The following is a 13544-nucleotide window of genomic DNA, read 5'->3' as shown; positions in this document are numbered from 1 at the left end:
CTATCATCGGGCCAACCAACGGCACGAGGAAACGCCATGACGCTCGATCTGCTCATCCGGGGCGGCACCGTGGTCGACGGCTCCGGCGGCCCGCGCTTTTGCGCCGATATCGGCATTTCAGACGGCCGCATCACCGCCATCGGCCGCATCAAGGCGCCGGCGCGCCGTGCGCTCGATGCCGACGGCCTGATCGTGGCGCCCGGCTTCATCGACGGCCACACCCACATGGACGCGCAGGTGGCATGGGACCCGCTGGGCTCATGCTCATGCTGGCACGGCGTGACATCGGTGGTGATGGGCAATTGCGGCTTCGCGCTGGCGCCCTGCAGGCCGCAGGAGCGCGAGTGGTTCGCGCGCTGCCTCACCGCTGTCGAGGACATCCCGACCGAGGCGATCATGGCCGGCGTCGACTGGCGCTGGGAAAGCTTCCCGCAATATCTCGACACCGTCGATGCTCTGCCCAAGGCCATCAACTACGGCGCCTATATCGGCCATTCGGCGATCCGCATGTATGTGATGGGCCGACGGGCCATGACCGAGCCCGCCACCGACGACGACATCGCGCGCATGCGCGCGCTGGTGCGCGAGGCGCTGCAGGCGGGCGCCATGGGCTTCTCGACCTCGCGCTCGCCCACCCACACCGCGCCGGGCGACGTGCCGGTGGCCAGCCGCGTCGCCGATTGGTCCGAGGTCGAGCGCATCGCGTCGGTGCTGGCCGAGGCGGATGCCGGCATCTTCCAGATCGCGCCCGACACGACCTCGGGGGCGCGCCAGCGCGCCTTCCTCGAGCGCCTGCGCGGGCTGGCGCTGGCGCTGGGCCGGCCGGTGATGTTCGGCACCATCGCCACGCGCCAGGGCGAGGCGCCTAACCCCTGGCAGTACCAGACGCAATGGCTCGACGACGTCGCCGCCCAGGGTGCCCGCGTCTGGGGCCAGACCACCACGCGCTCGATCAACGCGATCTTCTCGCCCAAATCCTATCTGCCCTTCGACGTGCTGCCGGCCTGGCAGGCGGTGCGGGCGCTGCCGATCGCCGAGCAGGTCAGGTGTTTCGCCGATCCGCAGACGCGCCGTGCGCTGGTCGAGGCCGAGGCGCAGATGAAGCCGCGCGACAACGTCTTCCAGGGCGGCGGCGCCGCCACCACCGACCCGCGCAAGCCCGACTACGACAACCTCTTCGCCCTGCAGGGCGTCGACTGGGACGAGCCCTCGGTCGGCGAGCTGGCGCGGCGGCGCAATGCGCATCCGCTCGAGGCGATGCTCGACCTGATGGCGGCCAACGAGGATCAGGTGTTCGTGCAGCCGCTGGTGAACGAGCGGCCCGACGAGGTGCTGGGCCTGCTGAAGCATCCGCGCACCCTGGCCACCTTCTCCGATTCGGGCGCCCATGTGGCGCAGGAGATGGGCTCCTCGCTGCAGACCCACATGCTGAACTACTGGGTGCGCCAGCGCGGCGCCTTCACCCTGGAGGAGGCGGTGCGCAAGATGACCTTCGACATCGCCTCGGCCTGGGACCTGCGCGACCGCGGCCTGCTGCGCCCCGGCATGGCTGCCGACATCGTGGTGTTCGACGACAAGAGCGTGCGGCCGCTGCTGCCCGTGGTCGAGCGCGACCTGCCCGGCGGCGCCCGTCGCCTGGTGCAGAAGGCGCAGGGCATCGCCGCCGTCGTGGTCGGCGGCGCCGTCACGCAGGAGCACGGCGCCGACACCGGCGCCAGGCCCGGCCGCCTGCTGCGCCGCGCGTAGCTAACCTCTCCCGCGAGCGGGAGAGGTCGACGGTTGCGCAGCAACCGGCGGGTGAGGGCCTACGCACTCGGCGCCTCGTGCTTGGGCCCTCACCTTCCCATCCCTTCGGCGGGCTCAGGGCAGGCTGCTGACGCGATGGGCCCCTTCCTCTCCCGCAAGCGGGAGAGGAGAAGACGCTCACGCCGCCCGCGGTCCGCGCCGGCGTCCCGCGCGCGCCTGGCAGGGCTGGTCGTTGGCGGCGCGGATTGGGCTTTCGATGCCGGCCAGCGCCGTCGCCTGCAGCCGCGCCGGGCGGAACACGCCGATCGGCGCGTCGACGCCGCGCAGGCATTCGCGGCCCAGCTTCTCCCATGTGCCGCCACAATCGGTCGTGAACGCGCGGCTGGCCACGATCGGCGTCGCGAACTTCTTGGTCAGCGTCTCCAGCCGTGCCGCTTCGTTGACGGCCGAGCCGAACACCGAGAACGACAGCCGCTCCGGCAGCCCGACATTGCCGAACAGCACGCTGCCGACATGCAGGGAGAGCCCGTAGCCCAGCGCCGTCTTGCCGTCGGCGGCGCGCCGCCGGTTGGTCTCGCTCATCGCGTCCATCGCCGCTGTCGCCGAGGCCAGCGCCCGGCGGCAGGCCTCGCGCGATTCCTTGCGGCTGCGGTCGCACGGGAAGATTCCGAGGAAGCCGTCGCCCATGAAGGCCAGGATGTCGCCGCCCGCCCGTGCCACGGCGCCGGCCGTGGCGTCGAAGAACGCGTTGAGGTTGTCGATATAGGCCTGGCGCCCGAGCTGGTCGGCCATGCGCGTCGAGTTGCGCAGATCGCCCCAGACGATGGCGGCGCGCGTGGTCTCGCCGTCGCCGCGCCGGATCTGCCCGGCCAGCACCCGTTCGCCGGCATTGGCGCCGAGATAGGTCGACAGGGCGCTCTTGGCGACACCGCTGAGCATCGCCATCCGGCACGCCATCGCCAGCGACGACTGCACCGCCAGCAATGCCGCGATCTCGCCGTCGCTGAAGCCGCCGCGCTGCGCCGTCGACCACGAGCCCAGCATGCCCTGGCCCTTGGCCCTGGCGAAGTTGTGCGCGAACCCAAGGTAGTCGGTCAGCCCCTCGCGGCGCAGCTTCTCAAGGCTGGGGAAGCCGGCCGGCCCGTCGGTGTCGAGCCGGCAGCGCACATGCTCCACTTCATGCTTGAGCAGGTGGTAGTAGGGCGTTTCGCGGAAGTAGTCCGGCTGCGCCCCGTCGGTGGCGTGAGCGTAGGTGTGCGCCTCCAGCGGCAGGCCGCGGTGCCAGGTGAAGCCCACGGCGCGATAGAGCGGATGCAGCACCGAGAACACCACGTTGACGCGTGTGATCGGCAGGCCGGCGCCCTGCAGCCGCTCGCAGCAGCCCTGCACCACGGCCGCAAGGTCGGTATCGGTCAGCGCCTGCTCGCGCAGCCAGGCGGCGACCCGCTCGACAAGGGGCGGCGATACGGATGGTGTGGTGCTGCTCATGAGGGGGCCCCGTGTCAGTATATTGTAAGTGTGTGCGCACTCATATTTGACATCGCGGGGTATCATCAGCAAGCCCACGCGGCCAATCAGATCTCCTTGTCGATGTCATAAGCGGCCCTTTGGACCGCGCGTCGTACGTGTGCGAACGAAAGAACGGCAGTGCTGCTGATATATTCCGCCGGCGGCCTGCGTTGTCACGCCGACGTGACCGGCACCGGCTTTCCAAAATTGCACAGAGCAAGACGCGACCAAGCCAAAGGCGTGCAATGTCTTACCTCTGTGCCGTCTCTGTGCCTGTGCGTCTGTGTGATTTGCTTTCATGATGGACATGCCGGCCGTTCCCGGGTCTGGTTGCCGAGGGTGTCCGACGAGCCGGAGATTGTCGCCGCATGTTCGTGCTGTTCACCGATTTCGGCCTGCACGGCCCGTACACCGGCCAGATGAAGGCCGTGCTGCACCAGATGACGCCGGGCCGGGCCATCATCGACCTCTTCACCGACGCACCGGCGGGAGATCCGCGTGCCTCGGCCTACCTGCTGGCGGCCTACGCCGCCTGGTTCCCGATCGAAACTGTGTTCCTGTGCGTCGTCGATCCCGGTGTCGGCGGGACGCGGCCGCCGCTGGTGCTGGTGGCCGACGGCAAGTGGTTCGTCGGTCCCGGCAACGGCCTCTTCGAGCTGGTGCAGCGCCGTGCCGTCGAGGCGCAGCGCTGGGACATTTCCTGGCAGCCCGAGCGCCTGTCGGCGAGCTTCCATGGCCGTGATCTCTTCGCCCCGGTGGCCGCGGCGCTGGCGCGCGGCGAGCAGCCGCCCGGCCGCCTGCGCCATGACGATTCGGACCGTTTCCCTGACTGGCCCGACGATCTCGCCGAGATCGTCTATGTCGACCACTACGGCAACGCCATGACCGGCCTGCGCGCCGCCGTGCTGGCGCCCGACGCGACGCTCGCTGTTGGCGGCCGCGCCCTGCCGCGCGCCCGCACCTTCGGCGACCAGCCGCCCGGCACCGCGCTGTGGTACGAGAACTCCAACGGCCTGGTCGAGATCGCCGTCAACCAGGGCCGCGCCGACCACGCGCTTGGCCTCACGATCGGCGCGCCTGTCACGATCTCATGAATCTCCTCTCCCGCTGCGCGGGAGAGGAAGGGGCCCATCGTGCGCAGCACGATGGGAAGGTGAGGGCCCACAGACCGGGTGCCGCCTTCGAAGCCTCATCTGCAAGCAGGCGAGGCCGATTCCCACCCGGGGCATTTCCGCCTATGCTGTCGTCCACACGACTCGAGCCGCCCCATGAGCGACCTGCCCAGGCTGCGCATCTGGGAAGACCCCGCGATCCGCAGGGCGCTGTCGTGGTATGTCGCCGTCGCCGAGAACTATCGCCCCGCCAAGTTCCGCATCGCCGCGACCCTGCCGACGCCGCTCGACCTCGCATCCAGCGGCGAGGATGCGCTGTGGGTCGAGCTCGACCGCCTCACGCCGCTCTTCCTCGAACGCTGGCAGGCGATCCGCGCCGGGGCGCCGCTGCCGACGCCGGCGCCGGGCCCGAGCCTCCTGGAGCTGTGCCGGGCGCTGTCCTACCGAATGCTCGCCCATTGCAATTTCTGCCCGTGGGACTGCCGCGTCGATCGCGCCGCGGGCACGAAGCTCGGTGCCTGCAAGCTGGCCGCGGGGTCGCGTGTCAGCGCGCATTTCCATCACACCGGCGAGGAGCTGTTCTATCGTGGCACCCAGGGCTCGGGCACGATCTTCTTCACCTCGTGCAACATGCGCTGCGCCTTCTGCCAGAACGGCGACATCAGCACCGACAAGGACAATGGCGTGGAGGCCAACCCGCGTGTGATCGCGGCGATGGCCTGGACGCTGCGCCGCGAAGGCTGCCACAACATCAACTGGGTGGGCGGCGAGGTCGTGATCCACCTGCACGCCATCGTCGATGCCATCGCGCTGCTGGGCCGCGACTTCACGCCCAAGCCTGCCGAGCTGGCGCGGGCGCGCCAGACCAAGGCCGACCGCTTCTCCGCCTTCGACGAAAGACCGGCCGCCGCCGCCTACAACGGCAAGTTCAATGTGCCGATGCTGTGGAACAGCAACTTCTTCGTGACACCTGAGAGCATGAAGATCCTGCGCGTCCTGATCGATGCCTGGCTGCCCGATTTCAAGTTCGGCCCCGGCCGCTGCGCGATGTCCCTGGCGAAGACGCCCTGGTACTGGGAGACGGTGACGCGCAACCTGGCGCTGCTCGCCGAATGGGACGAGGACTTCACCATCCGCCACCTGGTGATGCCCAACCACGTCGACTGCTGCACGTTCCCGGTGCTGGAATGGATCGCCGGGAACATGCCGGCCGCGCCGGTGAACGTGATGGCGCAGTACCATCCCGACAATTTCTGCGATCCGGCGAGCGACAAGTACCGCCCGCAATACGCGGGGATTGCCCGGCCGCCATTGTCTGCCGAGCTGGCGCAATCCTGGCATCGCGCGCGCGAGCTGGGGCTTGCGTTCGAGACCGCCACGTTCGACGGACGATACGCCATCAGCCTCTAGCAGCTTTGCCTCTGCTAGGCCGGACGCAGACCATCGCACACGGTACCATCATACGTGTCGGGCCGCGCCGCTCCAGCGGCGCCTGTTTCTGATCTGGCCGCTTCAACGAAGCTGAACGACCGACAGCGATCACGGTGTCATCTCGAGTCAAAGGCGAAGGTTTCAGACACGGCACCCGGCTCCTCACTGCGCTCGGGATGACCGGCTCGGGCTGCGCCACCCGTCCTGTGACCAATCTGCGCCGTAGCATTTTTTATCCACCCCCCGGCAGCCTCCGCGCCTCAAATCCATTCTCTCTGCGCTCCCTCCGAGAGGACCGCGATGGACACGACGAAAGAACGGCTGTTCAAGCTTGAGATGCGCCTGGCGGCCATCGAGTACCTGGTCGCCAACATGTACGCCGTGGCGATCTCGCAGGTGCCCGATGCCGAACGCAAGATGAAGGCTGCCAATGAGGCCCTGCGCGCCAATCTGCGCGGCCAGGTCGTGCCCGGCCTCGATGCGGCATGGTCCGATCACATCATGGCCGAGATGCAGGACGCGATGGAGCGCGTGCTGGTGATGATGGAAGAGCTGGTCGCGAACCTGGCCAAGGCGCAGGCGCCAGGATCGGCCAAGGCGGTCGCTGCCGTGCCGGTGGCCACGCACCGCGGCAGCGCGATGAGCGCCATGCGCTCCGCGTGGCTGCGGCTTTCGTCCTGAGGCGCATTTTTCACCGTCCTGCATTCATAGTCCTGCACGAAGCGCAGAATCCGGTAGACTGCGGCATTGCTGCGAACAGGAACCCGCCGCCGGCCGTTACGTTGCTTGGCCGCAAGAAGCGGTCGCGCATCCGTTCTTCATCTTCCTGGTGCTGTTCGTCGTCGGTGCCCTGCTCGGGCTGGCAGGCCGCAGCCGATAGGGAGATTGTCATCGGCGATTTGAGTCTGCTCGCTGTCATCCTGAGCGCAGCGAAGGATCTTTTGAACGGTTCTATGGCACGGGAACGATGGTGGCGTACGTCGTCTCGACGGGGCGTGCCCGTGCGAAACGACGGTCTAAAAGATCCTTCGCTGCGCTCAGGATGACAGCGAGCGCGTGGCGAGCCCTGTCTTTTGATTGCGGCCAACGGCTGCGCTGTGCATCCCTCGCAGGAGATCCCTCTCCTGAGCCTGTCGAAGGGGCGCTAGGGATGACGGAAGGCTACTCGCGGAATGAAAGTAGTGTGCCTTTCAATCCGCCTCGAGCCTGATCCTGATCTTGTTGCCCAGGCGCACGCCTTCGGCCGTGAGCCGCACGCTGTGCACGTCGCGTCCGCCGATGGTCTGCACCCAGCCCTCGTCGGCGGCATGGCGCGCAGCCGCCTGGCCGATTGCGTCGTCGGTCACCCGCAGCTTGCGCTGGATGTCGCGCAGCGGGATCCACCGCCGCATGTCTCCCTCGGCGGCTTTGTGCACGGCATCGCGCAGCCTTGCGGCAAGTCGGTTCACCGGCGCCATGGCGGGACAACGCATGACGTCATCATTGGCTCCCGGCCTGCCGTGGCATTTCAATTGCATTCACCTTCCGCGCAGACAACGATGTGTCGCGAAAGCGGGGGGACACATGGCGCACAACCACATCCACATCGATCCGGCGCTGCCGTTGGCGCGCCAGGCCGACAAAGGCCACAACCGCTGGCATCCGGACATCGCGCCAGCCGTGCGCATCGCCTCGGGCTCGACGGTCGAGATGGAGACGCTCGATGGCCTCGACGGCCAGATCACGGCGCGCACCACGGCGGCCGACCTCGCCGGCATCGAGATGGGCCGCATCCATCCGTTGACCGGGCCGGTGCATGTCGAAGGGGCGCAGCCCGGTGATCTGCTGGCGGTGAGGATCGAGCAGGTCCTGCCGGCCAGCCGCGGCTTCACCATGATCCTGCCGGGCTTCGGCTTCCTGCGCGATCTCTTCGCCACGCCGTTCCTCGTGCATTGGGAGATGGCCGACGGCTTCGCGCGTTCCGAGCAGCTCCCCGGCGTGCGCATCGCCGGCGCGCCGTTCATGGGCGTGATGGGCGTGGCACCCTCGCACGAGCTGCTGCAGCGCATCGTGGCGCGCGAGGCCGAGCTGGCCGGCCGCGGCGGCATGGCGCTGCCGCCCGACGCGGTCGGCGCCGTGCCGACGGCCGAAGGCATCGCCAGCCATGCGATCCGCACCATCGCGCCGCACGAAACCGGCGGCAATTTCGACATCAAGCAGCTCACGGCCGGCGCCACGCTCTATCTGCCGGTGCAGGTGCCGGGGGCGCTGTTCTCGGTCGGCGATGCGCATTTCGCGCAGGGCGATGGCGAATCCTGCGGCACCGCGGTCGAGACCTCGGCCACCTTCGTGGCCCGCTTCGAGGTGCTGAAGGGCGAGGCCGGGCGCCGCGGCCAGCGCGACCCGTCCTATAAGCTGCCCGGCCATGCGCATCACGGCGCCGCCGGCGTGCACGGCGCCCACGGCGTGACGCCCAGCAAGGGCTACTACGCCACCACCGGCATGTCGCTGCGCGCCGACGGCCGCGCCGAATCGGAGGACATCACGCTGGCGGCGCGCAACGCGCTGGTCAACATGATCGACTACATCGCCGATGCCTACAGCTTCACGCGCGAGCAGGCCTATTGCCTGGCCAGCGTCGCCGTCGACCTGCGCATCAGCCAGGTGGTCGACGTCCCCAACATGACCGTCTCCGCCGTGCTGCCGCTGGACGTGTTCGATCGCTGAGCGCCGATCAGATCGGTCCTCTCATTCCGGGCGCTCACTTCGCCCGAGCGTTCAGTCTCGGCTACGCCAGCGCCCGCCGGATCGCTTCCTCGACCGGCGCGTAGGCGCCGTCGTCGCGCATCAGGCGCAGAGGCTCCGCCGGATGCAGCGGTGGCTGGGCCATGAACCGCGGCTGCGTGCCGTGATGTTGCTGGGCGGCGTGCACCAGAAAGGGGTGGCACAGATAGACCGTGCCGGCCGTGCCCGTGGCGTGCACCTCCGGCCGCGCCGCCGACTCGGCGAAGCCGCTCGACGCCAGCTCGGCAAGCGACAGTCCATCCTCGCCCGCAGGGGCAAGCTGCCGCGCGACATCGATGTGCGAGCCGGCACGGATACGGGTCGGCGCGTCATGCGGACCGACATCGCTGAGCAGGAACAGCATCAGAAGCGCACGTCCCTTCGAGGCGATATTGGCCCGCCAGTGGAAGTAATCCGTACCCGCGGGCCCGAAGCTGACATCGATATGCCAGCCTGTGTCGCCGGGATCGCCGGGCACGGGGAAACGTACGGGAAATGTTCCGAGATCCCCTCGAGGCCGCCAGCGCCCGTGTCCGACCAGCTGGTCGAACGCGCGGTGCAGCGTCGGCGTGTTGACGGCCGCCGTGAAGGGCGCTTGGCCGTGGTATCCCAGCCGCACCACGGGCCGCGTCCATGTCGACGGATCGTCCGGATCGCAGCCGGTCGCGGGCCACAGAATCGCGCATGCCGCGTCCGCGACCGCGCGTGGGAACGCCGCCTCGATCCGCACGAACCCGTCGGCGATGAACTGCTCGATCTGCGCGTCGTTCAAGCCGAGATCCGACATGCCATCCACCCTCACCCAAAAAGCGGCACCCTGCGCCGCCGTCGTGGTCTGTGGCTTGATCCTCTCCCCGGAGGATACGTATTCACACATCTTCACCCTCGCTGCGCTCGGGAGCGCAGTCCAGATTTCCGGGCACAATCCGTCATGTCGAGCCCGGCGCTGCATCCGGGCGTTGACCCCCGCCGGGTGAGCCGGCATCACCGCGGCATGAACATCCTGCGCAGCCCGTTCTGGGCGACCACTTGGCGGCTGATCAAGGACGAGGTCGGCCTGCTGGTGGCCCTGGCCATCGTCACCGGCGGCCTGCTGGGATTCCTGGCGATCGCCGACGAGGTAATCGAAGGCGAGACCGCCGCCTTCGATCGCGCCGTGCTGCTGGCCTTCCGCCAGCCCGGCGATCCCGCCGCCACGGTCGGCCCGCACTGGCTGCCGGCGGTGGCGCTCGACATCACGGCGCTGGGCAGCATCGCGGTGCTCAGCCTGATCGTGGTGTTCACCGTCAGCTACCTCGTGCTGGTGCGCAAGCGCCACGCGGCGCTGTTCGTGCTGGTCGCCGTGCTGGGCGGCCTGGGGCTCAGCAATATGCTAAAGGCGCTGGTCGGTCGCACCCGGCCCGATCTTGTGCCTGGCGCGCCGGTCGAGCTGTCGGCCAGCTTTCCCAGCGGCCACGCCATGCTGTCGGCTGTCACCTACCTGACCTTGGGCGCCCTGCTGACCCGGGTGGAGACCGACCGCCGGGCCCGGCCGTTCTTCCTGGTCGTGGCGGTGATCCTCACCCTGATGGTGGGCTACAGCCGGGTCTATATCGGCGTGCACTGGCCCACCGACGTGCTGGCCGGGTGGTGCCTGGGCGCCGCCTGGGCGACGCTGTGCTGGATGGTGGCGCTGTGGCTGCAGCGCCGCGGCCAGATCGAGCCCGCCGGCGCCTGACGATCCACAGCCGGCGCCACCGGGCATATTTTATTTTAGAAGTTTTAATGGGAACCGCGGCGCCGCATCCCGTAGGTAACGCTCTCGTCAACCCGTTGTGGCTTCGTGCCGCGATATCCCGGTGGCGACCACCTGAACCCCACCCGCCATCGGGTGCTGGACCGCGCGGCGACCCCACGCGCCGCGCGGTCCTAGCGCGGCGCGCCCGCAGCCGCATTTTATATTTCTACATGACGATGTATGTTGTGGCCGTGCAGCAGGGGAGGCGGGGATGCTCGAGCTGATCGCGCTGGTGGCGGCGGTGGTGGTGTGCATCTGGACTCCGATCGAGACCCGCAAGGTGCGCGGCGGCTGGATGCGCAAGAACTTCAAGGGCGACCATGCCGAGTTCGTCGCCAAGTACCGGCGCCAGCTCACGGTGATGAGCTGGATCGGCTTGGTCCTTGGCGTCCTCAACATCGCCCTCGGGCTGGTGGCCGATGGGACGGCGGGCCTTGTCGTGAAGCTGGTGGCGGGCGCGATCTGGATCGCCGCCGGCATCGTGTCGATGACCTCGCGCCGGATTTTGGACTTGCCACACACGACGTAGGCAATCCCTGGCGCCATCCCCGTCTGGCGCAGGGCGATCACATGTGGCGTTGCCGGCGGAACTATCGAAAGACGAACCACAGAGGCACAGCGCAGCCGTTGGCCGCAACCCAGCGGGCACGCTGCATGTTGCCGGCTCGCTGTCATCCTGAGCGCAGCGAAGGATCTCTTGGACCATCGGCTCGCACGGCCGGAACCATCGACGCACCATGCGCCAGCGACGGGCCTGTGCGATAGCACCGCCCAAAAGATCCTTCGCTGCGCTCAGGGTGACAGCGAGCCGGCTCAAATCACCGCGGCTTGCGAAGATTTTTGAGGTCAATAGTACAGAGACGCAGAGTTCACACAGAGCAAGACATCATCGCGCGCCGAAGGCGCGCAATGATTTTCTCTCTGTGTTGCCTCTGTACTACTGACCTCAAGAAATCTTCGCAAGTTACGGTGATTTAAGTAGCCTCATGGTGAGCCTGTCGAACCATGAAGGCGTCGCACGAGCAGTGGTACGGCGCTTCATGGTTCGACAGGCTCACCATGAAGCGGTCCTTCCGCTTGGTTGCGGCCAAAGGCTGCGCTGTGCCTTTGTGCCTCTGTGGTTTTCTTTTCGTGGTGCGACACGCGATCGCCCTGCTATCTGCCGATTGGCGGGCAGCCGCCGCGCGATGCAGGATCTTCAGGCGCCGTTGATGTCCAGCCCGGCGTGGTCCCGGGCGGCTTCGAGGTAGAGCTGCAGTCTCCGGAAGTTTTCCGCCACGGCGAAGCTTTTCTTCAGGTTGCTGTGCCCCTGCATGGCCGGGAGCGAGAACACTTGGCGCTGCAGGGAGTACTCCAGGGCCGCGTCGAGGGCCGGCACCAGCCCGTTGTCCCGGATGATCGTCATCACGGTATTGACCGTATCGGCTGCCTGCAGCGCCACGGCATCTGGCGCTGCGATGGGCGGGAACCATGGCGGCACACCGCCCGCTGCGCGCCACGCCTGCTGCACGCCGACCGTGCGCCAGACCAGCTCGCCCGCAGGCAGGGTCGGATCGAAGCCTGTGCCGGGTGGATTGTAGTAGACGGCGTTCTGGCTCCAGAACCGGTCCGCAGCCTGCAAGGCGGCGGCATGCGCGCTCGCCGTGCCTTGCGTCCACCCGGCATTGTCCAGCAGGGCGGGAAGCCAGCTCGCGTCGGGAATCGCGCTCCTCCAGCCGGAAGCGGCGGGTTCGGCCTCCCACTTGCTTCGCAGCCGCAGCAGATCCTTCAGCACGCGGATCACGCACCCCATGAACAGCACGTCGCCAAGGTGATAACGCAGATAGGCGGTGAACGGACCAAAGCGCGGCACCGTTGGATCGGCCGCGCGGTCACGCCAGGCGAGCAAGGACAGCGGATTGAGGCGCGATCGATACCAGCGCGCCGCCGCCTTCAAGGCAGCGAACGTGGCGTTGCCATAGTCGTCGCTCAGCAGGAAGAGGCGTTCGGGATTGGCGGCTGTCGGCTCTGCTCGCGCCTTGTGCAGGCGCATCAGCTCGTTGAGCTCGGCATAGGCGGCATCGAGGCTGGGCCCCAGCGCCGGCAGGCTGTCCTGCGTCTCGAGCGCGCTCATCCATAGCGTCTCGAGCAGCCGGTCGTAGGTCGGCCGGTTGACGACGGCGAGCCTGCTCCTGCGGGTGAGCGATGCCGCACGCGCGCTGTTCGAGCGGAAGTCGGCTTCCGCGATCTCGCGCAGCTCGTCGCCGGGCTGCAGCGACCATGTCGTCAGGGCGTCCAGCCCGCCGATCCAGTTGAGATTTTCCTGGGCCAGCTTCAGGCGGAAGTCTTCGTCGGCGCCCGTCGTCAGAAGGCTGGCGCTGATCACGAGGAGCCATCCCGGCCGGCTGGCGGACTTGTCGGCGGCAGCGGCGCCTCTGTCGCGGATGACGTCAGGCGTGCGGCATGTTCCCGTGCGGGTGAGCGTCAGGGGGCCATGGGGAAAGCTCAGCTCGGGCGGGGCGCAGCAGCAATTCCCCTCCATGCGGTAGAGCGCCAGCAGCTCGGTGAACGAGACCGTGTGGCGCGCCGGCAGCATGCTCAGCCGGGTCACGTAGTCGAAGCGGCGAACCAGCTCATGCACCTGCCGCGCGGCCTGCAGGCCGATCGCCTGAACCTCGCGCGTCAGCGATGCGGTCTGGCCCTGCAGCACCTGGCGCATCAGCGACAGCAATGTCTGCCCGGGAAACGTCGCCAGCTGCGCCGTGAAGGCGGCGACCTCGTCCAGCGCCACCATGCAGCCGAGGTCCTGCAGCAGGATGTCGGGCATGGGCTCGGCGTGCAGGCCGCGGCGGCCCGCATCAGTGCCGATCACGTCCGGGTCGGACGCCGCCGCGGAGAACGTGAGCGCCGGAGGCGGCGCGGCATCGAGCTGCGACAGGTCGGCGATCCACGGTGCCAGCGTGCCGGTCCAGTAGGCGCGTGCCGCCCGCAGGCGCGCGGCATCGTCGACGATCGCCAGCGCCTCGTTGGGATTCTGCGTCGGCCCGCCGAACCAGAACGCCTGGACGCCGGCCAGCAGCTGATAGCCGATCCGCACCATCAGGTCGGCGAACGAGAGATCGCGATCAAGCGCGTCAGGCATGGTCGTTTCCTCCTCCCTGACACCTCTCCCCGCGGGAGCGGGGAGAGGGAGGGGCCCGCGCGTAGCGCGGGAGGGTGAGGGGTAC

11 protein-coding genes are annotated in these 13544 nt (G+C 68.3%); 7 read left to right on the top strand and 4 right to left on the bottom strand.

Going from position 1 to position 13544, the window contains the following annotated elements:
* Window positions 1-36 precede the first annotated feature (36 nt).
* Entirely contained in the window at window positions 37-1746 is a 1710-nt protein-coding gene (locus tag FHP25_RS30095; protein WP_178133891.1) for an N-acyl-D-amino-acid deacylase family protein, read from the top strand.
* 177 nt (window positions 1747-1923) lie between these two features.
* On the opposite strand, the gene FHP25_RS30090 is transcribed toward FHP25_RS30095, so the two are convergent.
* Window positions 1924-3234 (bottom strand): adenylate/guanylate cyclase domain-containing protein, encoded by a 1311-nt coding sequence (locus tag FHP25_RS30090; RefSeq protein ID WP_178133890.1) that lies wholly within the window; start codon window positions 3232-3234, stop codon window positions 1924-1926.
* Between the two features lie 389 nt (window positions 3235-3623).
* On the opposite strand from FHP25_RS30090, the gene FHP25_RS30085 reads away from it, so the two are divergent.
* The 3 genes from FHP25_RS30085 (at window position 3624) to FHP25_RS30075 (ending at window position 6479) form a co-directional block, all read left to right on the top strand.
* Window positions 3624-4349 (top strand): SAM hydrolase/SAM-dependent halogenase family protein, encoded by a 726-nt coding sequence (locus FHP25_RS30085; protein ID WP_147850688.1) that lies wholly within the window; start codon window positions 3624-3626, stop codon window positions 4347-4349.
* Between the two features lie 174 nt (window positions 4350-4523).
* A complete protein-coding gene (locus FHP25_RS30080) occupies window positions 4524-5777 on the top strand; it encodes a radical SAM protein (protein ID WP_147850687.1) in 1254 nt (417 codons plus the stop codon).
* A 321-nt stretch (window positions 5778-6098) separates the two neighbouring features.
* Complete coding sequence (locus FHP25_RS30075; RefSeq protein WP_147850686.1) at window positions 6099-6479, top strand: hypothetical protein; 381 nt, start codon at window positions 6099-6101, stop codon at window positions 6477-6479.
* 509 nt (window positions 6480-6988) lie between these two features.
* Here FHP25_RS30075 and FHP25_RS30070 read toward each other — a convergent pair.
* A complete protein-coding gene (locus FHP25_RS30070; RefSeq protein WP_147850685.1) occupies window positions 6989-7270 on the bottom strand; it encodes a hypothetical protein in 282 nt (93 codons plus the stop codon).
* 91 nt (window positions 7271-7361) lie between these two features.
* Between FHP25_RS30070 and FHP25_RS30065 the strand changes: the two genes are divergently transcribed.
* Window positions 7362-8504: an acetamidase/formamidase family protein gene (locus tag FHP25_RS30065; RefSeq protein ID WP_147850684.1), complete on the top strand. Its 1143-nt coding sequence runs from the start codon at window positions 7362-7364 to the stop codon at window positions 8502-8504.
* 61 nt (window positions 8505-8565) lie between these two features.
* On the opposite strand, the gene FHP25_RS30060 is transcribed toward FHP25_RS30065, so the two are convergent.
* Window positions 8566-9348, bottom strand: coding sequence for a phytanoyl-CoA dioxygenase family protein (locus FHP25_RS30060; protein ID WP_147850683.1), 783 nt, complete (start codon window positions 9346-9348; stop codon window positions 8566-8568).
* Window positions 9349-9555: 207 nt separating this feature from the next.
* Here FHP25_RS30060 and FHP25_RS30055 point away from each other — a divergent pair, with 207 nt between their 5' ends.
* Window positions 9556-10278, top strand: a complete 723-nt coding sequence (locus FHP25_RS30055; RefSeq protein WP_147850682.1) for a phosphatase PAP2 family protein — start codon at window positions 9556-9558, stop codon at window positions 10276-10278.
* A gap of 271 nt (window positions 10279-10549) precedes the next feature.
* Window positions 10550-10867 carry a hypothetical protein gene (locus FHP25_RS30050; RefSeq protein WP_147850681.1) on the top strand — a complete coding sequence of 106 codons (318 nt, stop codon included), beginning with the start codon at window positions 10550-10552 and terminating at the stop codon, window positions 10865-10867.
* A 669-nt stretch (window positions 10868-11536) separates the two neighbouring features.
* On the opposite strand, the gene FHP25_RS30045 is transcribed toward FHP25_RS30050, so the two are convergent.
* A complete protein-coding gene (locus FHP25_RS30045) occupies window positions 11537-13459 on the bottom strand; it encodes a hypothetical protein (protein WP_147850680.1) in 1923 nt (640 codons plus the stop codon).
* Window positions 13460-13544 lie beyond the last annotated feature (85 nt).

The organism is Vineibacter terrae (genome assembly GCF_008039615.1).
GTDB lineage: Bacteria > Pseudomonadota > Alphaproteobacteria > Reyranellales > Reyranellaceae > Vineibacter > Vineibacter terrae.
Note: the sequence above shows the minus strand (reverse complement) of the source record. Positions and strands in the feature narration are given on the sequence as shown.

Bases quoted from the DNA above. Each gene is read 5' to 3' on its own strand.
- FHP25_RS30095 (WP_178133891.1), top strand. From the start codon at position 37: ATGACGCTCGATCTGCTCATCCGGGGCGGCACCGTGGTCGACGGCTCC.
- FHP25_RS30090 (WP_178133890.1), bottom strand. From the start codon at position 3,234: ATGAGCAGCACCACACCATCCGTATCGCCGCCCCTTGTCGAGCGGGTC.
- FHP25_RS30085 (WP_147850688.1), top strand. From the start codon at position 3,624: ATGTTCGTGCTGTTCACCGATTTCGGCCTGCACGGCCCGTACACCGGC.
- FHP25_RS30080 (WP_147850687.1), top strand. From the start codon at position 4,524: ATGAGCGACCTGCCCAGGCTGCGCATCTGGGAAGACCCCGCGATCCGC.
- FHP25_RS30075 (WP_147850686.1), top strand. From the start codon at position 6,099: ATGGACACGACGAAAGAACGGCTGTTCAAGCTTGAGATGCGCCTGGCG.
- FHP25_RS30070 (WP_147850685.1), bottom strand. From the start codon at position 7,270: ATGCGTTGTCCCGCCATGGCGCCGGTGAACCGACTTGCCGCAAGGCTG.
- FHP25_RS30065 (WP_147850684.1), top strand. From the start codon at position 7,362: ATGGCGCACAACCACATCCACATCGATCCGGCGCTGCCGTTGGCGCGC.
- FHP25_RS30060 (WP_147850683.1), bottom strand. From the start codon at position 9,348: ATGTCGGATCTCGGCTTGAACGACGCGCAGATCGAGCAGTTCATCGCC.
- FHP25_RS30055 (WP_147850682.1), top strand. From the start codon at position 9,556: ATGAACATCCTGCGCAGCCCGTTCTGGGCGACCACTTGGCGGCTGATC.
- FHP25_RS30050 (WP_147850681.1), top strand. From the start codon at position 10,550: ATGCTCGAGCTGATCGCGCTGGTGGCGGCGGTGGTGGTGTGCATCTGG.
- FHP25_RS30045 (WP_147850680.1), bottom strand. From the start codon at position 13,459: ATGCCTGACGCGCTTGATCGCGATCTCTCGTTCGCCGACCTGATGGTG.